Annotated in this window: 18 protein-coding genes and 1 pseudogene; 13 read left to right on the top strand and 6 right to left on the bottom strand. The window is 59.3% G+C overall.

All coding sequences use genetic code 11. The annotated features are described in order from the left end of the window. Nucleotides 1-141: 141 nt before the first annotated feature. A complete protein-coding gene (locus tag VJ369_RS15675; RefSeq protein WP_324092977.1) occupies nt 142-702 on the top strand; it encodes a dihydrofolate reductase family protein in 561 nt (186 codons plus the stop codon). A gap of 46 nt (nt 703-748) precedes the next feature. On the opposite strand, the gene VJ369_RS15680 is transcribed toward VJ369_RS15675, so the two are convergent. Together VJ369_RS15680 and VJ369_RS15685 are read right to left on the bottom strand one after the other, a co-directional pair. Next, nucleotides 749-1,513 carry a GNAT family N-acetyltransferase gene (locus tag VJ369_RS15680; RefSeq protein WP_324092978.1) on the bottom strand — a complete coding sequence of 255 codons (765 nt, stop codon included), beginning with the start codon at nt 1,511-1,513 and terminating at the stop codon, nt 749-751. Then, a complete protein-coding gene (locus VJ369_RS15685; RefSeq protein WP_324092979.1) occupies nt 1,513-3,525 on the bottom strand; it encodes a M3 family metallopeptidase in 2,013 nt (670 codons plus the stop codon). Before VJ369_RS15685 ends, VJ369_RS15680 begins: the two co-directional genes overlap by 1 nt. A 72-nt stretch (nt 3,526-3,597) precedes the next feature. Here VJ369_RS15685 and VJ369_RS15690 point away from each other — a divergent pair, with 72 nt between their 5' ends. Beyond that, nucleotides 3,598-4,746: a CapA family protein gene (locus VJ369_RS15690; RefSeq protein ID WP_324092980.1), complete on the top strand. Its 1,149-nt coding sequence runs from the start codon at nt 3,598-3,600 to the stop codon at nt 4,744-4,746. Here VJ369_RS15690 and VJ369_RS15695 read toward each other — a convergent pair. Together VJ369_RS15695 and VJ369_RS15700 are read right to left on the bottom strand one after the other, a co-directional pair. Beyond that, nucleotides 4,743-5,353 (bottom strand): annotated as a pseudogene (locus VJ369_RS15695) (DUF6226 family protein). The gene VJ369_RS15690 and the pseudogene VJ369_RS15695 sit on opposite strands and share 4 nt — an antisense overlap. 35 nt (nt 5,354-5,388) lie before the next feature. After that, nucleotides 5,389-6,222 carry an aldo/keto reductase gene (locus VJ369_RS15700; protein ID WP_324092981.1) on the bottom strand — a complete coding sequence of 278 codons (834 nt, stop codon included), beginning with the start codon at nt 6,220-6,222 and terminating at the stop codon, nt 5,389-5,391. Nucleotides 6,223-6,355: 133 nt separating this feature from the next. On the opposite strand from VJ369_RS15700, the gene pdxT reads away from it, so the two are divergent. The 9 genes from pdxT to VJ369_RS15745 all read left to right on the top strand — a co-directional run bounded on the left by pdxT (nt 6,356) and on the right by VJ369_RS15745 (nt 15,820). Further along, nucleotides 6,356-6,967: a pyridoxal 5'-phosphate synthase glutaminase subunit PdxT gene (gene pdxT, locus VJ369_RS15705; RefSeq protein ID WP_324092982.1), complete on the top strand. Its 612-nt coding sequence runs from the start codon at nt 6,356-6,358 to the stop codon at nt 6,965-6,967. A gap of 3 nt (nt 6,968-6,970) precedes the next feature. Continuing rightward, complete coding sequence (locus VJ369_RS15710) at nt 6,971-7,729, top strand: YebC/PmpR family DNA-binding transcriptional regulator (RefSeq protein ID WP_105674022.1); 759 nt, start codon at nt 6,971-6,973, stop codon at nt 7,727-7,729. A gap of 3 nt (nt 7,730-7,732) precedes the next feature. After that, on the top strand, nt 7,733-8,335 hold the full coding sequence (gene ruvC, locus VJ369_RS15715) for a crossover junction endodeoxyribonuclease RuvC (protein ID WP_324092983.1): 603 nt from the start codon (nt 7,733-7,735) through the stop codon (nt 8,333-8,335). A 61-nt stretch (nt 8,336-8,396) separates the two neighbouring features. Further along, on the top strand, nt 8,397-9,014 hold the full coding sequence (gene ruvA, locus VJ369_RS15720) for a Holliday junction branch migration protein RuvA (RefSeq protein WP_324092984.1): 618 nt from the start codon (nt 8,397-8,399) through the stop codon (nt 9,012-9,014). 9 nt (nt 9,015-9,023) lie between these two features. Beyond that, entirely contained in the window at nt 9,024-10,073 is a 1,050-nt protein-coding gene (gene ruvB / locus VJ369_RS15725; protein ID WP_324092985.1) for a Holliday junction branch migration DNA helicase RuvB, read from the top strand. A 140-nt stretch (nt 10,074-10,213) separates the two neighbouring features. Then, a complete protein-coding gene (gene yajC, locus VJ369_RS15730; protein ID WP_324092986.1) occupies nt 10,214-10,621 on the top strand; it encodes a preprotein translocase subunit YajC in 408 nt (135 codons plus the stop codon). Between the two features lie 57 nt (nt 10,622-10,678). Further along, a complete protein-coding gene (gene secD / locus VJ369_RS15735) occupies nt 10,679-12,376 on the top strand; it encodes a protein translocase subunit SecD (protein ID WP_324092987.1) in 1,698 nt (565 codons plus the stop codon). Next, a complete protein-coding gene (gene secF, locus VJ369_RS15740) occupies nt 12,369-13,343 on the top strand; it encodes a protein translocase subunit SecF (RefSeq protein WP_324092988.1) in 975 nt (324 codons plus the stop codon). The genes secD and secF overlap by 8 nt, the downstream gene beginning before the upstream one ends. 209 nt (nt 13,344-13,552) lie before the next feature. Beyond that, nucleotides 13,553-15,820 (top strand): bifunctional (p)ppGpp synthetase/guanosine-3',5'-bis(diphosphate) 3'-pyrophosphohydrolase, encoded by a 2,268-nt coding sequence (locus VJ369_RS15745; RefSeq protein WP_324092989.1) that lies wholly within the window; start codon nt 13,553-13,555, stop codon nt 15,818-15,820. A gap of 68 nt (nt 15,821-15,888) precedes the next feature. On the opposite strand, the gene VJ369_RS15750 is transcribed toward VJ369_RS15745, so the two are convergent. Then, nucleotides 15,889-16,494, bottom strand: a complete 606-nt coding sequence (locus VJ369_RS15750; RefSeq protein WP_324092990.1) for a hypothetical protein — start codon at nt 16,492-16,494, stop codon at nt 15,889-15,891. A 58-nt stretch (nt 16,495-16,552) separates the two neighbouring features. After that, nucleotides 16,553-17,911, bottom strand: coding sequence for a DUF349 domain-containing protein (locus VJ369_RS15755; RefSeq protein ID WP_324092991.1), 1,359 nt, complete (start codon nt 17,909-17,911; stop codon nt 16,553-16,555). A gap of 143 nt (nt 17,912-18,054) precedes the next feature. On the opposite strand from VJ369_RS15755, the gene hisS reads away from it, so the two are divergent. Next, entirely contained in the window at nt 18,055-19,380 is a 1,326-nt protein-coding gene (gene hisS / locus VJ369_RS15760) for a histidine--tRNA ligase (protein ID WP_324092992.1), read from the top strand. 72 nt (nt 19,381-19,452) lie between these two features. Then, nucleotides 19,453-21,249, top strand: coding sequence for an aspartate--tRNA ligase (gene aspS / locus VJ369_RS15765; protein ID WP_324092993.1), 1,797 nt, complete (start codon nt 19,453-19,455; stop codon nt 21,247-21,249). The last annotated feature ends 107 nt before the right edge of the window (nt 21,250-21,356 follow it).

Raw genomic sequence — 21,356 nt, forward strand, 5'->3', positions numbered from 1 at the left:
GAAGAGAATTTACTGCGCGAGCAATACCTCAAGTGCATTCGGAAGTCCTGCGAAAGGGTGACTTCTCAAGGAATCAGCCAGATCTTGTGGACACCATCAGCAATTCGGCGACAGGCGAGGATTCGATGGGAAACTTGAGTTATGAGTGAAATAATTTTTGACGCAGCGGTATCGTTAAACGGCTTCTTGGCCGATGAGAGTCATAGTCTGCAGTGGCTTTTTGATGTTCCTGGAGCCCAGGAGCCAGACCCTAATTTGCTGCCGAAAAATGTCGGTGTGCACGTGGAAGGCGCAAATACCTACCAGTGGATGCTGGAGCATGAAAACCTCATTGCCGAACCCGAAAAATGGCAGCAGTTCTACCCAAATATCACCATCTTCGTCTTCACCCACCGCAAGCTTCCGGTACCGAAAGGTGCCGATGTGCGCTTCGTTTCCGGAGCCCTGCAAGGACATCTAAAAACGATTCGTGATGTTGCCGGCTCAAAGAACATTTGGGTGCTCGGTGGAGGGGAATTACTAGGCCAATTCCTCGACGCTAACGCCCTGCACACACTGGCGCTCACCATCGCACCGGTGACCTTGGCGGCTGGGGCTGCGCTGCTGCCACGCAACATCGGAAGCGACCGGTTGGAACTACGCCAAGCCCATCAAGCCGGTCCATTCGCACGACTGATCTACAAGGTGAGACCAACGGATTAAAAAGCAGTGGCGGGACCCGTAAGGATCCCGCCACTCACTGTTCACGTTAAGACCAAGAACGCAGAATCATATGCCGCCCGCGTCCAAGCAAACGCAGCCCATTGGCGCTGAAGAAGTCCGCACTGCTCGGCGGGGACGCCGCAAGCAGTTCCTGGGTTGCATCCTCATCCGGTGGATCCAGCGGATTGATTAGCGACCGAGACAGTCCGTGCAACAGCGCGGTGCCGACGCCCTGACGGCGGTGGCCTTTGCCCACCGCCAGCGAATGCACCATCGCCTGACCATTCAATCCTTGTTGCACAAAACCTCGACCGACGATGTCGCCTCCCTCGGTGCGTGCCAGAGCATGCTCCACCCTGCGTAATGCCGGGTGGCCGCTGGACAGCTGCGAAGACGGATCACGCCACAGATTTGTGACTTTCAGTTCTGCGGCGTCGGCTCCGGTGGCTTCTGGAACATTATTGCCCAGCCGGATCTTCCCCTCCCAGCGTTCCATCGGGATTGCGAGTCGTCCTGCATGCCAGGCGATCTGCGCATTGTCGGTAAAACCTGCGTCTTTGAGTCCAGTGGCATCGGAACCCGAATTCACCCAGGCTTCCACGCGGCGTGCGCCCAAGCGCATACCCTCGGCAAACGCCGGGCGTAGGCCCGCGGAATCTGCATGCTCCGGAAAGAGCAGGATCAGGCGCTTACGCACCGGCTGCCAAGCCCAGGAGCAACCGTGGGTGGTAAAGATCTTGCCACCTGTAGCTACCGCGAGGGCCTGCTGCCAATGGCTAAGAGCTTCTTGCGCGGAGGCAATTGTCGTCATTATTCTGCGTTCACCAATCCTCGACGGCGCAGCAACGGTTCAACTCGTGCGCTGCGTCCGCGGAACATTTCGTAAGACTCTAGTGGATCGCGCGTATTTCCGCGCGAGAGCAGTTCCTGACGGAACCGCATTCCATTTTCTCGCATTAAGCCGCCATTTTCCTCGAACCACTGCACAGTGTCGGCATCTAGCACCTCACTCCAGATATAGGAGTAGTAGCCGGCAGAGTACCCATTGGCGAAAATATGCTGGAAATACGCGGTTCGGTACCGTGGTGGGATCAGCTCGGGGGTGAAACCAAAGTTGGATAAGGTCTCACGTTCAAATGATTCCGGGTCCTCGATGCTGGTTCCCGGATCGATGGTATGCCAAGCCCAATCCAGCACACTGGCCGCCAAATATTCGGTGGTCGCAAAGCCCTGACCCCACAGCTCCGCAGCGCGGATCTTCTCGATGGTTTCCTCGGGTAGCGGCTGCCCGGTTTCATAGTGTTTGGCATAGCCGCCAACCACATCCGGGTGCAATACCCACATCTCGTTGACCTGAGAAGGGAACTCAACAAAGTCTCGTGGCACCGACGTTCCCGAGAGGGTCGCATATTTTCCATTGGAGAGCAGCCCATGCAGCGCGTGGCCAAACTCGTGGAACAACGTGTTCGTCTCATCCAAGGTCAGAAGGATCGGTTGGCCCTCACCCGGAGCCGCGATATTCAGCGTATTTGTCACGATGGGGCGTTCATCCAGATCTGCGGCGGAATCGCGCATGGAAGTCATCCAGGCGCCGCCCTTTTTCGTTTCACGCGCCAAGAAATCGCCGCTGTATAGGGCCATGGCCGAGCCATCTGCGTCAAAAACTTCCCACACGCGTACCGCTGGGTGGTAGGTCGGAAGGTCAAAACGTTCGGTGAAGCTGAGGCCATAAAGGGTCTGTGCGGTGGCAAAGACACCGTGGTGCAGCACCGAATCCAGCTCAAAGTAGGGGCGCAGGGCTGCGGAGTCCACAGCAAAACGTTCGCGCAGCACCTGATTGGAGTAGTAAGACCAATCCCAAGCATTGAGCTCACCGCCGGCCAGCTCGCGCAACGTGTCCGCCTCAGCATGCGCGTTACGAACCGCGGCTTCGGTCAGTTCCTTCAGCCGGGTGGCTACCGCTTCGGTCGAGGGAGCCGTTGCATCGGCCAAAACAGTTTCGGCATGGTTCGCAAATCCAAGCAGTGCTGCCCGCTCCGCACGCAGTGCCGCCATCTGTGCGGCCAGCGGCAGCGTGGAATTCTCCCCGGACCCACGGCTCAACGAAGCTTCAAAAATCTTGCGCCGTGACTCCGAACGCGTCAAGGAGGCGAGTACCGGTTGCCCGGTAGGGGAGACCAGCGGAAGCAGATAGCCGGTGTTGTGACCGGCACTTTCAGCGGCCGCCCGGGCCGAAGCAATCCGTGCCTCGTCGAGGCCTTCGAGCTCATTCACGTCGGTAAAGAGCACGGCGTGGGCATTCTGATTTTCTAACGCCTTGGTGGAGAACTGTGTGGACAGTTCCGAAAGCTGTGCGTTCAGCGCCTTCAGTTTCGCTTTAGCCCCTGCATCCAAGCGGGCGCCGGCAAGCTCAAAGGACTTTAATGTCTCGCTGGCTAGCCGGGCATCTTCGCCTGCTAACTTACCCAGATCCACCTCGCGCAGCCTTGCATAAAGTTCTGGATTCAGCTGAATCTCGTCACTCTGTGCGGTCATGATCCCGCTGAGTTCGGACTGGATCTCACGCAACTGATCGGTGCCGTGTGCCGACAGCACACTGAAATAGGCCATCAGTGTGCGGCGCAGCAGTTGACCACTGCGTTCTAGCGCGAGGAAGGTGTTCGCAAAAGTCGCCGGCCTTGCATCGGCCACGATGGTGGCGATCTGCGCAAGATGCTCCTGCGCGCCCTTGCGGGCTGCCTGCAGGTAATCTTCGGCGGTGATGTGGGCGAAATCTGGCCACTGGTAGGGCAGTTCGCTGGGTTTCAGAAGCGGGTTTGGCATAGTGCCAGATAACCACAGGACACGTGATTTTGCTTGCATTAACACGAGGTATCAGCCGATAGGGTAGAACCCATGAAGTCACGTGCGCTGCTCGCGGTCCTGGCATTACTACTGCTCACGGGATGTTCTGCGGCTCAGCAGCAGTCAACGGCGGAACCCACGCCCAGCCCAGTGCCGGCCCAGCAGAACACACTAAGTCCTAGCCCAACACCGAGCCAAATGCCGGCGCCAAAAGAACTCTCCTTGATGGCCACCGGCGATGTGCTGCTGCACCCGCAACTGCTTACCGAAGCGAAAACCTCCAAGGGCTACGATTTCCTGCCGTTGTTGGATGGACTCAAACCCTATGTCCAGGATGCCGATGTGGCACTGTGCAACCTCGAAACACCGATCGGCACGCCGCCCTACTCCGGATACCCCACCTTCAGCGTGCCGGCCCAGATTGCCGCGGACCTGGCAACCATCGGCTACGACGGCTGCACGACCGCCACCAACCACACCGTGGATATTGGCACCGCCGGAGTCAAGCGCACGCTGGACACGCTAGAAAAATATAAACTCTTCGCCACCGGGTCCTACCGCACGCAGACCGAAGCGCAGGCACCACCGCTGATGGACGTCGAGGGCATCAAACTCGGTGTCATCGCCAGCACCTACTCGCTCAACGGTATGCGCGCCGATACCGACTGGCGGGTAGATACCGGGGTGGACGCGAAAAAACTGATCACCCGTGCCAAGGCCGCACAGAAATCCGGCGCGGAAATAGTGGTCGCTGCCATTCATGACGGCACCGAATACAGTACGCGTCCCAGCGACGCACAGCGCAAGCTCGGCCAAACCCTGGCCGAATCCGGCGCCTTCGATTTCATCTACATGCATCACACCCACTCGGTGCTGCCCATTGAAAAGCATGAAGGCACCTGGATCGTCTACGGTCTGGGTAACTCGGTAGCTAAGCACGCCACCGACACAATCCTGAACCGTGAGGGAATCAGTATCAAGGCCACCTTCACCCGCACCGGAAAAGATCAGTGGAAGGTGGGGGAGCTAGCCTGGGTTCCACATCAGTTGAGTTCCTCACCGGTCAGATGGTGCCAGGTGTTCACAGTCGATGACTGCCTGCCTGCGGCCGATGCCAAAGCCTCGCTGGCGCGCACCAGCAAAACCGTCAACGCCTATGGCGCCTTCGACGACGGCCTGCAACCCTGGGAACTGGACTAGATACGGCGCACCGGCCACGGCGCCCATACGCCATCGGCTGGAAGCATCGCTCGCGCCCTGGCCAAATGCTCCGGAGAAATATCCTCCACCCCGCCAGAGCTTTCGCGGCCTGCCACCCCGTCCGGATCAAAGCGGTGTGTCAGCAGGCCGGTTCCGGACTCATCAAGTATTTCGGTGAAATACCCGGCCACTACCGTCGCGATCTGTTCTTCTAAATCATCCAGCAGTTCATCGACTGAATCATCGCATGCATCACAACCGCTAAAGTCACCCCGGGAAAATCGGTGAACACTAGACTCAGCGGTGCACAGGCCCGATCGGCTGGAATCAGCCGTACCGACTGAACCGCCGGCTCCGCTGTTTCACTTAGTTCGGCCGCTATTCCCGGGTCTTGAAGAGCACGCACCTCAAAGCGTGCACACAACCAATCCACTAGCGCCTGCGCCACGGTATGCAATGGTGCAAAACGCTGTGGGTGGACGGTCACCGTATAACTCTCCTCGCCAGGTTGTCCGGGCCACCGCTGACCATAGGAGATGGGTGTACCTCGGTCATTAAAGTAATTTTGCTCGCCGGTTACCGGCCGCCGGTAACCTTCTAACTGCATGCGGTGTTCCTTCCGTCCTTCGGCGAGAGCGCCGGCTAGTGCCCGAACTCGTCCGAGTCGGTAAATGGTCCGGCACCGGTATCCAGCGCCTCGATGTCTGCCATCTGCGCGGCGTTGAGTTCAAAATCGAAGATATCCAGGTTCTGTGCCTGCCGCGAGGGGTTTGCCGATTTCGGCGCCGCTGCCCGCCCCGACTGCACATGCCAACGCAAGGTCACCTGCGCAGGCGTTTTCGTGTGCGCCTCGGCAATCTGCACCAGCGCAGGATGCTGCAAAAACTCTGATTTCCCCCGGCCCAACGGTGAATAGGCTTCGGTGAGTACCCCATGTTCGGTGTTAAATTCCTCCCACGCTGCACTGCGCCGCTCGGGGTCCAGCTGAATCTGATTAACCGCTGGGGTGAATCCCGCATCAAGCAAAATCTGCAATTGTGCGGGCTTAAAGTTTGAGACACCCGCGGCGCGAATCAGCCCTTCGGCTACAAGCTTTTGCATCTCGGCGAACGCCTGTATAAAAGTGCCCTGCTCCGGGTTGGGCCAGTGAATAAGTAATAGGTCCAGGTAGTCCATGCCTGAACGATTCAGGGAATTTTCCAATGCTTGGCGCACCCCGGTGGCCGAATGCCATTGTTTATTAAACTTCGTGGTCACAAAAACTTCATCGCGTGGCACCCCACTATTTCGAAGTCCCAGGCCCACCGCTGGCTCGTTCTGGTAATTTTCCGCCGTGTCGATCCGGCGGTAACCAATGCTGAGGGCCGAAGTGACCGCGTCACTGGCCTCTGACTCGCGCATCGGCCAGGTTCCTAAGCCGATGGCAGGCATCAAAAAATCACCGGGCAATTTAAAGGACGAAATATCTGCACTCATGTCCCTGAACCTATCAACCCCGGCAAACTTCTGGCGACACACCGAGAAATAAAACGGCACAGCACGCCCTGCCGGCATTAACGTTATTTCGGCGCTTGCTGCGCCGTCCATCCATAAACTGTGAAGGCTCAACATGAGCGAATTTGGTGTGCTCGCATTACAGGGCGACTTCCGTGAACACCTTGCAGCGCTCGACAGCCTGGGAGTCAAAACCCGCATGGTGCGCACGCTCGACGAGCTGAAAGCCGTAGACGCACTGATCATTCCCGGCGGCGAGTCTTCGGTGATCGACCGGCTCACCCGCAACTACGGTCTGGCGCAGCCGATCAAGGAGCGCATCGCGGCTGGGATGCCCACGTACGGTTCTTGTGCCGGAATGATCATGCTGGCGGACCGGCTGGAAAACCCCGCGGTCACCAGTACCGGCGAGCAACAGCAAACGCTGGGCGGAATCGATATGCTCGTGCGCCGCAATGCCTTCGGCAGGCAGGTCGATTCCTTCGAGCACACGCTCAAATTTGCCGGCCAGGATCTCAGAGCGGTGTTCATTCGAGCTCCCGAAGCGGTTCAAGTAGGCCCCGACGTGGCTGTGCTCAGTGCGGTGCCTGCCCCCGATAGCCGCGCACAAGGTAGAATCGTTGCAGTACGTCAGGGAAATTTGTTGGCCACTAGCTTTCATCCGGAAGTTACCGGAAGCAGGGCCATCCACGAATTTTTTGTTAATCTCACGCGAGGAGACGCTTAAAGCATGTCAGGCCACTCCAAATGGGCAACCACCAAGCATAAGAAGGCAGCCATTGACGCCAAGCGCGCCAAGGCCTTCGCTAAATACATCAAGGGCATCGAAGTTGCCGCTCGCGCCGGCGGCGCCGACCTGGCCGGTAACCCGGCACTGGAACTCGCCGTCAGCAAGGCGAAGAAGAACTCCGTACCCATCAACAACATCGATCGCGCCGTCAAGCGCGGCGCCGGACTTGACGGCGAAGTTGTCGACTACACCGAAATCATCTACGAGGCCCGCGGCCCGCAGGGTTCGGCACTGCTCATCGAGTGCCTGACCGATAACAAGAACCGCGCAGCTTCCGAGGTCCGCGTGGGCATCACCCGCAACGGTGGTACCGTCGCTGATCCGGGCTCCGTGTCCTACCTCTTCGCCCGTCAGGGTGTTGTTCGTCTGCCCAAGGGCGAGCTGACCGAGGACGACCTTTTGATGGTTGTACTCGATGCCGGCGCCGACGAAATTCTCGACGAAGGCGAAACCTTCGCTATTGTCTGCGACCCGTCGGATCTGCGTGCGGTAGCTGCCGCGCTGGATGAAGCGGAAATCGCCTACGAAACCGACGAAATGGAATTCATTCCGTCGATGAAGGTTGATTTGGACGTTGAGGGTGCGCGCAAGTTCTTGCACTTGTACGACGCGTTGGAAGAACTCGACGACGTGCAGGGCATTTACACCAACGCCGACCTGTCCGACGAGGTCCGTGCGGCCCTCGACGAAGAGCAGTAGGACTTGGCCCTACGCGTCGTAGGCGTCGACCCCGGACTGACCCGCTGTGGTTTGTCCGTGGTCGACGTCGCAGCCAACCGCAAGGTGGAGCTAATCGATGTCACCGTCGCCGGCACCCCACCGGGCACCCCGCTGGACGCGCGGCTGCTCACCATCGCCGATGCGATCGATGCCTGGCTTGATAAACACCAGCCCGACGTACTCGCCCTGGAGCGGGTCTTCGCCTCGGCCAACGTTTCTACCGTCATCGGGACCGCCCAGGTCACCGGCGTCATTATTCTGGCAGCCGCGAGGCGCAGCATACCGGTGGCCCTGCATACCCCCACCGAAGTTAAGGCCGCGGTCACCGGCAGTGGGCAGGCCACCAAGGCAGCCATCGGTAAGATGGTCGCCAAGATTTGCCGTCTCGATGAGCCGCCTAAACCCGCAGATGCCGCCGATGCGGTGGCCCTGGCCATCGCCCACGGATGGCGTGGCGCGGCCGTTGGCTCCAACGCTTCGGCCTCAGCATCCGCCGCACGCACCGGTTCTCAGCAGCTCACCGCCGCGCAGCAGGCATGGATTGCCGCCGAAGCCTCCTCGAAGCATCGTGCGGCCCGTCGCTAATCGCCATTCGTAACTATCTTCGATAAGCTGGAAGCGTTCGAACATACTTTTGAGGAGTGGCATGATCAGCTCACTGACCGGCACGGTCCAGGCGGTAACCCTAAACACCGCGGTTATCAACGTCAACGGCTTCGGCATGCTTATCCAAGCTACCCCCGGCACGCTATCCACCTTGCACGTGGGCCGTGAAGCCACCGTGCACACCTCAATGGTGGTGCGCGAAGATTCGATGACGCTATTTGGCTTCGCTACCCCCGACGAACGAGAGGTATTCGAAGTAGTTATCGGCGTCTCGGGTGTTGGTCCCCGCACAGGCCTGGCGATCCTGGCGGTACACACCCCCGAAGAGGTCCGCGTCGCGGCGAACACCAAAGACACCGCCGCCTTCACCAAGGTCTCGGGCATCGGTCCCAAGGGCGCCAGCCGAATCGTGCTGGAGCTGAACGGCAAGCTGATCCCCACCGGCGTAGATACCGCCACAGCCCGTCCGGGCACCGGCTCGGTCTGGGAGCCGCAGGTCATCGAGGCGCTCACCGGCCTAGGCTGGACCGAAAAGGACGCGCAATCTACATTGAAGGCACTGGGCAAAGCGAACCCTGAAGTTGTCGAAACCGGCAACGTCTCCGAAATTCTGCGTGCGGCGCTGCGTAGCATGTCCACCGGCACCCGTGCCCGATAGGATAACCCTGTGAATGATTCCTCGCAGCTGACCAACGCCGGCAGTGAACCCGAAGAGCGGGTGATTGAAGCTGCCCTGCGTCCGCGCAATCTGGATGACTTCGTCGGTCAGGGCCGGGTGCGCCAACAGCTCTCACTCATGCTTGAAGCGGCGAAGATCCGCGAGCGCACCGCCGACCACGTGCTGCTCTCGGGCCCTCCCGGCTTGGGAAAAACCACGCTCTCCATGATTATCGCCGCGGAAATGAATGCCCCGCTACGCATCTCCTCGGGCCCTGCCATTCAGCACGCGGGAGATTTGGCTGCCATTCTCTCCTCGCTCACCGAGGGTGAAGTGCTCTTTTTGGACGAGATTCACCGGATGTCCCGGCCGGCTGAAGAAATGCTCTACATGGCCATGGAAGATTTCCGCGTCGACATTATTGTCGGTAAGGGCGCCGGGGCTACCGCTATTCCATTGGAACTTCCGCCATTTACTTTGGTGGGGGCAACCACCCGTGCCGGGTTGCTTCCTGGTCCGCTACGCGACCGCTTTGGCTTCACCGGACATCTAGAATTTTATGCAGTTGAAGAACTCGAACTGGTGCTTCGCCGTTCGGCGATGATGCTTGATCTACGTGTGACTTCCTCGGCCTTCAGCGAGATCGCTGGACGTTCGCGTGGCACCCCACGTATCGCGAACCGCTTGCTTCGCCGCGTGCGTGACTGGGCGCTGGTGAACAAACTTGAAGAGATCGATCAAGTTGCGGCCGCTGCAGCACTTGAGATGTACGAGGTTGACCCCAAGGGGCTTGACCGTCTGGACCGCTCGGTACTCGAAGCCCTGTGTCTTAAATTCGGCGGGGGACCGGTAGGGCTGTCGACCCTGGCCATCGCGGTGGGCGAAGAAAGCGAAACCGTAGAAACCGTCGCTGAGCCTTTTTTGGTTCGTGAAGGACTCATGGGACGCACCCCGCGCGGGCGTATCGCGATGCCAGCGGCTTGGGAGCATTTGGGCCTCGCGGTGCCTAAGGATGCGATCTTTGCCGGAACGCAAAGCTATGAATCCGATGAGGATTAGATGAATACCTCTACTCTGCCCGCGTAAATGGCTTGGTGCTTTGCTTCTAGCCATTAGACTGGAGACGCCCGACACACGCCCTGACTTTGGCGTGCCCGGGCGTCTTAGTTCTTTAAACGAATCGTTAGCAGGTATTACAAGTGAATTCCCTCGTCCTTGCACAGGGAGCCGGTGGCGGCTTCAATCCATCCATGATTCTGATGGTCGCGCTCTTCGCAGTGCTGATCATCATGATGATCCGTGGCCGCAAGAAGGTTTCCAAGCAACAAGAAGCACTGAAGACCAAGTCGGTTCCAGGTGCCAAGGTGATGACCAACTCGGGCATCTTCGGCACCATCATTTCCATCGATGAGCAGGATCGTGTGCTTGTCGAGGTTGCCAATGGCGTGGTGCTCACCTTGCACCGCCAGGCTATCTCCACCTTCTTGGATCCAGCAGTCACCGAGGCTCCTGCCGAAGAAGCCGCTGGCACTCCTGCCGTCGCCGAATCCCCAGAAGAGAGCCTTCGTCGTTTGAACGACCAGGGCAAGGACGACCGCAACGCCTAAGGCAGGCACCATCGTGGTGGCTGTCTAGCACGCCACCAGTTCAAGAAAGCACAATAGATGTCATCAATTGGACCTGTAAAACAGGCACGCAAGGCGTTGCTGTGGTTACTGGTCGTCCTCATCATTGCAACCGGTGTTCTGGTTGCTGGTGTGTCGACGGGCAAGACCGGCGCGGCCCCAAAGCTGGCGCTCGACCTCGAAGGCGGCACCCAGATGATCCTGGCGCCCCGGGTTAAAGGCAATGAGACGATCAGCCAGGAACAGCTTGATCAAGCGGTGGAGATCATTCGCCAGCGTGTAGCCGGTTCCGGTGTTTCGGAAACCGAAATCACCACCCAGTCTGGACGTAACGTCGTCGTGTCGATGCCCGGTACCCCGGATGCTGAAACTCGCCAGCTGATCCAGGCCTCGGCGAATATGGAATTCCGCCCGGTGCTCATTACCGGTTCCTACGAGGCAACTCCCAAGGAACAGCGCACGGCTGACAAAGACATTCCAGCCCCTACGGCTAAGCCGGAGAATCCTTCGGATACCAGCTGGATCACCAAAAAGCTTTACAAAGAGTTCGAGGCCTACGACTGCCCAATCGAGCTCGAGAAGCGTGAAACTACCGATCACGATCCTAAGACCGCGATGATCTCCTGTGACCCGCGCCAGGGAGTGAAGTACATCCTCGGCCCGCAGGAAATTCCAGGTGACCAAATTTCTGATGCCTATGCCAACTTGGCACGCGGCGTGCAGGGTGCGGTGACAGGCGAATGGGTCGTGGTGATCGAGTTCAATAAGCAGGGCGCCGCAACCTTTGCGGAAACGACTCAGCGTCTCATCGCGTTGCAGGGTTCACAGAACCAGTTCGCCATCGTGCTTGACGGAACCGTCATCTCAGCTCCAACCACCAATGCGGTGATCTCCGATGGCCGCCCACAGATTTCTGGAGGATTCACCGAGGAGTCCGCACAGGCGTTAGCTCAGCAGCTCAAATACGGCGCACTGCCGATCAGCTTTGAGATTCAGTCTGAGCAGCAGGTTTCGGCGACCTTGGGTGGTGACCAGCTTGAAGCCGGTCTCATTGCCGGTGTCATCGGCCTGATCTTGGTGTTCATCTATTCGCTCTTCCAGTACCGCGCACTGGGTCTGGTAACGATTGCTTCGTTGCTAGCATCCGGTGTACTGACTTACCTCGCGATCGTCTTACTTGGCTGGGCGATGAATTATCGTCTCTCGCTGGCAGGTGTCGCGGGTCTGATCGTGGCCATTGGCTTGATTGCGGACTCCTTCATCGTGTACTTCGAACGTGTCCGTGATGAGCTGCGTGATGGCCGATCATTGGCCAGCGCAGTCGATGTCGGCTGGTCGCGCGCTAAGCGCACCATTCTTGCTTCGAAGGCAGTCAACGTGCTGGCCGCCATCGTGCTCTACCTGGTAGCAGTGGGCAACGTGCGAGGCTTCGCCTTCACCCTGGGCCTGACCGCAATCATCGACCTCATCGTCGTTTACGGTCTGACCCACCCAACCTTGATGCTGCTGGCACGCACAAAGTTCTTCGCAGACGGGCACCGCCTCTCCGGCCTGGACCCATCGCTGCTTGGCGCGGTGCCGCTGTACCGCGGTGCCGGCAGGGTGCGCAGCTTTAATGAAAATGCGCAGGAGAACCGCGGCAAGAAGAACTCTAAGGCCAGCGGTGAGGCAGCCAAGCGGCTGACCATCGCCGAGCGCCGCCGCGCCGAAGCAAACCGGGAGGAGAACAATGAATAAGCTCGCAGAGTGGGGCAATCAGCTCTACACCGGGAAGCGCTCCTACCCGTTCACGCAGAAGCATCGTCTGTGGTTCTTGATCGCCGGCATCTTGGTAATCGCCTCGATCCTGGTCCCAGTGGCCAAGGGCGGGTTCAACCTCGGAATCGATTTCCGTGGCGGTTCGGAATTTATGGTCTCTGGTGTGCAGAACACCGAGGTCAGCGTCGGCGAAGATGTGGTGAAAAACGCCGCTGATGGCGCCAAAGCCACAGTCACGAATATCGCTCCGGGCACCATGCGCGTGCAGACCGATCGACTCAGCGATGATCAGACGATCAGCGTTGCCGGAGATCTGGCCAAAGCCTACGAGGTGGAAGCCAGTGAGGTAACCAGTAACTTCATTGGCCCAACCTGGGGGCAGGATGTTTCGCGTCAGGCGGTGCTGGGCCTCTTGGTCTTCATCGTGCTGGTGGGCCTGCTGATGGCAGCGTACTTCCGCACCTGGAAGATGTCTGCCGCAGCCATTATTGGTCTGCTGGTAGTGATTATCATTACCGCCGGAATTTATTCACTGTCCGGTTTTGAGATCACCCCTAGCGCGATTATCGGCTTCCTGACGATTCTCAGTTACTGTCTGTACGACACCGTGGTGGTCTTCGACAAGGTTCGAGAGAATACCAAGAACTTTGAGCAGCAGACCAAGCGGACTTTCCAGCAGCAGGTGAACCTCGCGGTGAACCAGACGTTGGTGCGTTCGATCAACACCTCGGTGGTCGCAGTGCTGCCGGTGGCTTCGATCTTGTTCATCGGTTCCTACCTGCTCGGTGCCGGTACGCTCAAGGACCTGTCGCTGGCGCTATTCGTCGGTATTATCGTTTCGGCACTATCGACCCTCTTCGTGCAAGCTCCGCTGTATTACCAGCTGCGCCACGGCGATGAGGACGTGCAAAAGCACAATAAGAAGATGGAAGCGCTGGGCGCTTAAGCACTAAAAACCTTCGTGGCATCAAGCCACGAGCGAAGTGCCCCGGATCAACCGATCCGGGGCACTTTTTTATAGTAGTGTCGAACGGGTAATTAGTTGTCATCACGCGAATGTGCTATAACGAATGAACTAAAACATTGCACGGCGCCGGCATCGCTAGCTTGGCACCTAGCACCGTGAGGACCGGCAACGGTGGGAAGGAGCGAGGCATGGCTAACACGCCGACCCCAAACAATTCGAAGCGACGCTCTATCTCACGTCTAGTACGCTTTGCGGGCCGAGGTAGCACCCCGAGCACCTCGCCAACTTTGGAACCGCTGCTGCGCACGGTTAAATCCAAACACCCCAAGGCTGATCTGGATCTGCTGATCCACGCCTACGAGGTGGCAGAAAAGTACCACGAGGGTCAAAAACGTAAAAGTGGAGACCCCTACATCACCCACCCGGTGGCCGTAGCGACGATCCTTGCAGAAATGGGTATGACAGGTTCGATCCTGGCTGCCGCGCTGCTGCACGACACCGTGGAAGACACCGACTACTCGCTGGAATCGGTCACTAAGGAATTTTCCGAAGAGATCGCGATGCTCGTCGACGGGGTGACCAAACTCGACAAGGTCACCTATGGGGATGCTGCCCCGGCGGAAACCGTGCGCAAAATGGTTGTCGCGATGTCCCGCGATATCCGCGTGCTGCTCATCAAATTAGCCGACCGCCTGCACAACGCGCGCACCTGGCGTTATGTCTCCCCGGAGTCCAGCTCGCGCAAGGCGAAGGAGACCTTGGAGATCTTCGCTCCGCTGGCGCACCGGCTGGGCATGAACGCGGTTAAATGGGAGCTGGAAGACCTTTCCTTCGCAGCCCTGCACCCACTGGTGTACCAGGAAATTGTCCGCATGGTGGGGGACCGCACCCCGGAGCGCGAAAAATACCTCGCAGGCATCCGCGAACAGCTGAACGATAAACTTAACGAACTGGGCGTGCACGCCCAAGTCTCGGGCCGGCCGAAGCACTACTACTCGATCTACCAGAAGATGATCGTGCGCGGTAAAGACTTCGACGACATCCACGACCTGATGGGCGTGCGGATCACCGTGGACTCGGTGAAGGACTGTTATGGCGCCTTGGGCGTAGTGCACTCCGAATGGAATCCGCTGCCCGGACGTTTCAAAGACTACATCGCACTGCCGAAGCTGAACCTTTATCAGTCTTTGCACACCACCGTGATGGGCCCAGAGGGCAAGCCGGTGGAAATTCAGATCCGCACCCATGAGATGCACCTGCACGCCGAAAACGGGGTGGCAGCGCACTTCCAGTACAAGCATGGCGACCGGTCTGATGCGATGCTCTCCCCGGAGAAGAACATGGAGTGGCTGCGCTCGTTGATGGAGTGGCAGGAGGACACCACCGATTCCGAGGAATTCCTCGACGGACTGCGCTACACCATCAACTCCGCCGAAGTTTACGTGTTCACCCCCAAGGGTGACATCATGTCGCTGCCGGTGGGTGCTACCCCGATCGACTTTGCCTACTCCATCCACACCGACGTCGGACACCGCACCATCGGGTCGCGGGTGAACGGCAAGCTCGTTCCGCTGCATACCGAGTTGAAGCAGGGCGATGTGGTGGAGGTTTTCACCTCCAAGGCAGAAGACGCCGGCCCCTCGCAGGACTGGCAGAACTTCGTCAAATCCCCGCGGGCCAAGGCTAAAATTCGTGCATACTTCTCCAAGGAACGCCGCGAAGAAGCCATTGAAAAGGGCAAGGAGCTGCTCACCAAGGAGCTGCGCCGCAATCAGCTGCCACTGCAACGTTTGATGACCCATGAGTTGCTGACCACCGTGGCCACGAACCTGCACCACGTGGATATTTCAGCGCTCTACCAATCGGTGGGTGATGGGCACACCAGTGCACAGAACGTCATCGAACATCTGGTCTCACTCACCGGGCCTCCGGCGGGAGAGCAGGTTGATGAGGAAGCCGTCGTCAGCACCAGCCTGTCCAAGCCCACCACGGGCAACGACGCAGGCGTCATCGTGCAGGGCGTCGGCGACGTGCTGGTCAAGCTCGCTCGTTGCTGTACACCGGTCCCGCCGGATGAGATCCAGGGTTTCGTGACCCGCGGCGCCGGAGTCTCGGTGCACCGCACCGACTGCCTCAACCTCGCACAGCTTGCCCAACAGCCTGACCGGTTGGTTCAGGTATCCTGGGCGGAAAAGCACCACGGGGTGTTCCTGGTAGAAATCCAGGTGGAGGCGCTGGACCGCAAGTCACTGCTCTCAGATGTCACCCGGATCCTGTCCGAAAGCCACCTGAACATTCTCTCGGCCAGCGTGCAAACCAGCCGCGAACGAGTCGCGATCTCACGGTTCTCCTTCGAAATGGGCGATCCCAAGTTCCTGAGCCATGTGCTCAATCAGGTTCGCCGCATCGATGGGGTCTACGACGTCTACCGCACCACCGCAGGAAGCCGGCGCTAAACACCAAACCCTGCGTAACGCCAGCTAAAATCTGGGTCGTTACGTGGGGTTTCGTGCACCCTGCCAGTTCAGGCAGCGCGCGCCTCATAGGACTGCACCAAGCGCAGTGCACGCGCCACCGGGGGACTAGCCTCCAGTTGGGCCAGGTTTTCACCCACGGCGCCCAGATTCAAAAACGGATCACCGAGGCGTTGCACTTGATTAAACACCGAGGTGGCGATCGGCAGCGGGTCATAACAGGCCACATCGCATACCGTGCGCAATGAACTGCTCAGCCGCACCCGCTTACGATTGACCACATCCTCATCATCGATCGGCAGCTGCACAAATTCAAAGTGCAGCCCGTTGCCCGGCCGGTAGGGCCGATGATAGAGCTGCGATGAAATGCAGACTGTGTTCACATGAGGCAGCAAGCCATGGATCCACGCGGCGGTCTGCTGACAGAAAATATCGGTTCTGCCAAAATGCCGACCGGCAAGAAACGCGGCTATTTGCGCCCGCGCGGTCGAATCGTAGCGGAACCTGCTCTCCACAAAACACCCGCCAATGGATTCGCGCAGCAACCCATGGGTAGCCATGGCGCCAAGCTCATTGCGGGTAAAAGGTTCGCCGGCGATAAACAGGTCTTCGGGGATACGCAACGCGGCGACGCGCTGTCCGGTAACTTTTTCCATAAAGCTACTGAACCAGCAAGCGCCGCCGCGTAGGGGGTGTTTAAACGATCTGTGGATTCTAGTCGAGATCCGCCGCAGACTTCTCCAGGGTGTTCAACCACATCTGGCGAGCCTCCAAGGCCTCCTGAGCCTTCGCGATCCGCTTGGCATTACCCTGCTTTTTCGCTGCCTCAAGGTCGTTTTCCAAAGCTGCAATGGTGTCCTGCAACTGCGAAAGCATCGAGTTCGAGCGGGCCTTGGTCTCTGGATTTGACCGGCGCCACTGCTCTTCTTCGGCGCCCTTGACGGCCTCTTCCACCTGGCGCAATGCCGATTCGACTCGCTGGAGGTCAGCGCGTGGCACCTTGCCAGCTACTTCCCAACGGCTGCGAATTGAATCGAGCTTCTGCTTGGTGATGGTTAGATCCTTCACCGGTACCAGGGTGCGCGCCTCTTCAAGCAGCGCCTCCTTGACGATCAGGTTTTCAGCGTATTCGGCGTCGACCTTCGCATTTTCCGCGGCACGCGCCTGGAAGAACACGTCCTGCGAGGCACGGAATCGGCTCCACAGCGCGTCGTCATCCTTGCGTGAGGCACGGCGGGATTTTTTCCACTCGTCCATCAGCTTGCGGTACTCGGCGGCGGTGCCTGCCCAGTCGGTGGAGGTCTGCAGCGCCTCGGCGCGGCTGATCAGCTCCTCCTTGGCAGACTTTGCCTGCGCGTTGGTGGCATCGAGCTGTGAGAAATACGCCCGGCGGTGACGGTCAAAGGTGGTGCGCGCGGCACGGAAACGCTTCCAGAGCGCATCTTCGGTGGCACGCGGCAAACGCACGGCCGAACGCTGGGTTCCCTTCCAGGTTTCGAACAGTTCGTTCATCGCGGTGGAAGCGGTCTTCCACTGGATCTGCTCCGGACGCTTCTCAGCCAAGGCTTCGGCCTGCTCAACCAGGGCTTCGCGCACCTTGAGCTGTTCGGCACGGGCGGCCTCGGTGACCTGACGCTGTTCGCCAGCCAGGGCACTTACCGCGGTGCGTGCCGCGGCGATCCGCGCTTCCAGCTTCGGAATATCGCCGACCAGATGACGCTCGGCCACGGTGGCGTCCAAGGTATCCAGGGTTTTGGGCATATCGCCGCTTGGTGCCTTCGCGGTCACACGCTGCTCGAGCAGCATCAGCTGGGACAGCACATCGTCGTACTTGCGCACAAAGTAGGCCAAAGCCTCATCCTTTGTGGCATCCGGGTACTGTCCAACCGGGTGCTCGGCGCCGTCAATGATGACAAATACATGCCCATCGTCGGTGACGCGGGCAAATTTTGCCGCTTCTTCAAGGGGGGTACTGTGGTCGACGGGCTGAGCCACAACCTGCTTTGCCACTGGCTTATGCGCCTGCGGCAAGGGGATGTTCGGGCTGTCGTCGGATTTCTGACTGGTGGTCACCGCTGAAACTCTTTCGCTTTACTGTTCGCTTGCTTTGCCTAACTCTACCTGTGAGCTGCACTTCTTAGTAAGCCGACGTGCACAGTATTGCTGCCTGTTGCGTCGTAAGATGGATAGGCAACCATTTTGTATGAAGGAGTTTCATGGCACGCAAGGCCTCATTATCAGGTTTCCCCGAATGGCTTCCCGCCGAGCGGGTCGTCGAACAACATGTGTTGGACACCTTGCGTCGCACCTTTGAACTGCATGGTTTTGCCAACATTGAAACGCGCGCGGTGGAAACCCGCGGGCAGCTGCTGCGCAAGGGCGAGATCGACAAGGAAGTTTACGGCCTCTCCCGGCTGGCGGCTGAAAATGAAGATAAGCACGATCCCAACGCACTAGCCCTGCACTTTGATCTGACGGTGCCCTTCGCCCGGTACGTGGTAGAAAATGCCGGACACTTAGCCTTCCCCTTCCGCCGCTACCAGATGCAGAAGGTCTGGCGCGGCGAGCGTCCGCAAGACGGCCGCTTCCGCGAATTCACCCAGGCAGATATCGATGTCGTAGGTGAGGGCACGCTCGCCTTTAGCTACGACGTGGAGCTGGCACTAACCATTGCCGATGCCTTGTCCGCACTGCCGATCGGCGACTTCCGTCTGCGCGTGAACAACCGCAAACTGGCCGAAGGCTTCTACCGTGGCCTGGGTCTGGATGATCCGGATGCGGTGCTGCGCGCCATCGACAAGCTGGAAAAAATCGGCAACGAGGCGGTCGCCAAGATCCTCATCGACGAGGTCGGCGCCACCGGCGAACAGGCCGACGCCGCGCTGGCCCTGGCCGCCATCTGCACGCTGGACACCAGCTTCGTGGAGCAGGTGCGCGCCCTGGGCGTGGAACACGAACTGCTGGACACCGGGCTCGAGGAACTCTTCCAGGTGATCGACGCCGCCTCCAAGCGTGCGCCGGGCAAGGTGATGGCGGATCTGTCCATCGCCCGCGGCCTGGATTACTACACCGGCACCGTGTACGAGACCGTGCTGGTGGGCCACGAATCCTTGGGTTCGATCTGCTCCGGCGGCCGCTACGAATCCTTGGCGTCCAAGGGGAAGAAAAATTACCCGGGCGTGGGCTTGTCCATCGGTGTCACCCGTCTGGTCTCCCGCATCCTCGCCGAAGAGCTGGTCAGCGCCGCGCGCACCGTGCCGTCGGTGGTATATGTCACCTTGGCTGACGAGAATTCCTGGCACCAGGCGCAAGACGTTGCGGCAGCGCTGCGTGGCCGGGGGATCGCCTGCGAGGTCGCCTCGAGCGCCGAAAAGTTCGGCAAGCAGATCAAGTTCGCAGACCGACGCGGGATTCCGTTCGTCTGGTTCACCCAGCAAGACGGCACCCACGAGGTGAAAGATATCCGCACCGGTGAGCAAATCACCGCCGATCCAAGCAGCTGGAGTCCGCCGGCAGAAGATCTGCACAACACCGTCAACTAGCCGCGGTGCACTAAACTCGTCAACGAGAAGAACTGAAGAGATTTCTAGTCTCAACCGACCGAAAGGATCGTAGTGCTACGCACTCATCAGCTGGGCGAACTCCGCGCCGAGCACATTTCACAGCAGGTCACCCTCACCGGTTGGGTTGCGCGTCGCCGCGACCACGGTGGCGTGGCGTTCCTCGATCTGCGCGATGCCTCGGGTTTCGCCCAGGTAGTCGTGCGTGATGAAGAGGACTTCCACCCGCTGCGCAATGAATTCGTGCTGCAGATCAAGGGCACCGTTGAGCGTCGTCCGGAGGGCAACGAAAACCCGAACCTGCCGACCGGGCAGATCGAGGTGATCGCCGATGAGGTGATCGTGCTCAACACCGCAGCCCCGCTTCCTTTCCAGATCGATGAGCACGTTGAGGTCGGCGAAGAGGCGCGTCTGCGCCACCGCTACCTGGACCTGCGCCGTCCGACCCCGGCCCGCAACCTGCGTTTGCGTTCCGAGGTCAACCGTGCCGCACGTAACCTGCTGCACGACGAGGGCTTCGTCGAAATCGAAACTCCAACGCTGACTCGTTCCACCCCGGAAGGCGCCCGCGACTTCGTCGTACCGGCACGCCTTTCCCCGGGCTCCTGGTACGCGTTGCCGCAGTCCCCACAGCTGTTCAAGCAGCTGCTGCAGGTCGGCGGATTTGAAAAGTACTACCAGATCGCCCGCTGCTACCGCGATGAGGATTTCCGCGCAGACCGCCAGCCGGAATTCACCCAGTTGGATATTGAAGCCTCGTTTGTTGAGGAAGATGACATCATCGAGCTCGGTGAGAAGCTGGTCAAGGAAATCTGGTCGTTGATCGATGTGCAGGTTCCTACCCCGATCCGCCGCATGGCGTACTCCGAGGCGATGGCCAAGTACGGCAGCGACAAGCCAGATCTGCGTTTTGGTCTGGAATTGACCGAAATGACCGAATACTTCTCGAACACCTCCTTCAAGGTGTTCCAGTCCGCGTATGTCGGTTCCGTGGTCATGCCAGGCGGCGCATCCCAGCCACGGCGTACCCTGGATGCCTGGCAGGAATTTGCTAAGCAGCGCGGTGCCAAGGGTCTTGCCTACGTGCTGCTGAAGGAAGATGGCGAGCTGGCTGGTCCAGTGGCCAAGAACCTGTCCGACGAGGAGAAGGCCGGCTTGGCGCAGGCGACCGGCGCGAATCCCGGCGACTGCATCTTCTTCTCCGCGGGAGACAAAACCGAATCGCGGGCATTGCTTGGCGCGGTCCGCGTGGAAATCGGCCACCGCACCGGTCTGATCAAGGACGGCGACTGGGCTTTCGTCTGGATCGTCGACGCACCGATGTTCGAGCCGGCTTCCGCGGCCGTGGCCTCCGGCGACGTGGCAGTGGGCGCCGGCGCATGGACTGCCGTGCACCACGCGTTCACCAGCCCGAAGCCAGAGTTCATGGACACCTTCGACACCGATCCGGGTTCGGCGCTGTCCTACGCATATGACATCGTCTGCAACGGTAACGAAATTGGTGGCGGTTCGATCCGTATCCACCAGCGTGATGTGCAGGAACGTGTATTCAAGCTGATGGGCGTATCCGACGAGCAGGCGCAGACCCAGTTCGGCTTCCTGCTGGAGGGCTTCAAGTTCGGCGCTCCTCCACACGGCGGCATCGCCCTGGGTTGGGACCGCGTACTGCAGCTGCTCACCGGTTCAGAGTCAATCCGCGACGTCATCGCCTTCCCGAAGACCGGTGGCGGTTTTGATCCGTTGACCGCAGCGCCTGCGCCGATCACCCCGGCCCAGCGCAAGGAAGCCGGCATCGACTTCAAGCCAGAAAAGAAGAAGGTCGAAGAGAACGCCAAGGCCGAAGCCAAGTAGGCTTACGCTGCTTCAAGATGCCGGATGGAACGCACTGACGCGTTCCATCCGGTTTCTTTTTGCCCAAAAATAATTCAGAAGATGGATTAAGGCTGATTTTTATACTA

Origin of the sequence: Glutamicibacter sp., from assembly GCF_035257265.1 — a bacterium.
Taxonomy (GTDB): Bacteria; Actinomycetota; Actinomycetes; order Actinomycetales; family Micrococcaceae; genus Glutamicibacter.

What these genes read in the sequence shown, in the direction of transcription:
- VJ369_RS15675 (WP_324092977.1), top strand. Translation starts at nt 142, where the DNA reads ATGAGTGAAATAATTTTTGACGCAGCGGTATCGTTAAACGGCTTCTTG.
- VJ369_RS15750 (WP_324092990.1), bottom strand. Translation starts at nt 16,494, where the DNA reads ATGGAAAAAGTTACCGGACAGCGCGTCGCCGCGTTGCGTATCCCCGAA.
- VJ369_RS15710 (WP_105674022.1), top strand. Translation starts at nt 6,971, where the DNA reads ATGTCAGGCCACTCCAAATGGGCAACCACCAAGCATAAGAAGGCAGCC.
- pdxT (WP_324092982.1), top strand. Translation starts at nt 6,356, where the DNA reads ATGAGCGAATTTGGTGTGCTCGCATTACAGGGCGACTTCCGTGAACAC.
- VJ369_RS15700 (WP_324092981.1), bottom strand. Translation starts at nt 6,222, where the DNA reads ATGAGTGCAGATATTTCGTCCTTTAAATTGCCCGGTGATTTTTTGATG.
- secF (WP_324092988.1), top strand. Translation starts at nt 12,369, where the DNA reads ATGAATAAGCTCGCAGAGTGGGGCAATCAGCTCTACACCGGGAAGCGC.
- VJ369_RS15690 (WP_324092980.1), top strand. Translation starts at nt 3,598, where the DNA reads ATGAAGTCACGTGCGCTGCTCGCGGTCCTGGCATTACTACTGCTCACG.
- VJ369_RS15680 (WP_324092978.1), bottom strand. Translation starts at nt 1,513, where the DNA reads ATGACGACAATTGCCTCCGCGCAAGAAGCTCTTAGCCATTGGCAGCAG.
- VJ369_RS15745 (WP_324092989.1), top strand. Translation starts at nt 13,553, where the DNA reads ATGGCTAACACGCCGACCCCAAACAATTCGAAGCGACGCTCTATCTCA.
- secD (WP_324092987.1), top strand. Translation starts at nt 10,679, where the DNA reads ATGTCATCAATTGGACCTGTAAAACAGGCACGCAAGGCGTTGCTGTGG.
- VJ369_RS15685 (WP_324092979.1), bottom strand. Translation starts at nt 3,525, where the DNA reads ATGCCAAACCCGCTTCTGAAACCCAGCGAACTGCCCTACCAGTGGCCA.
- hisS (WP_324092992.1), top strand. Translation starts at nt 18,055, where the DNA reads ATGGCACGCAAGGCCTCATTATCAGGTTTCCCCGAATGGCTTCCCGCC.
- ruvA (WP_324092984.1), top strand. Translation starts at nt 8,397, where the DNA reads ATGATCAGCTCACTGACCGGCACGGTCCAGGCGGTAACCCTAAACACC.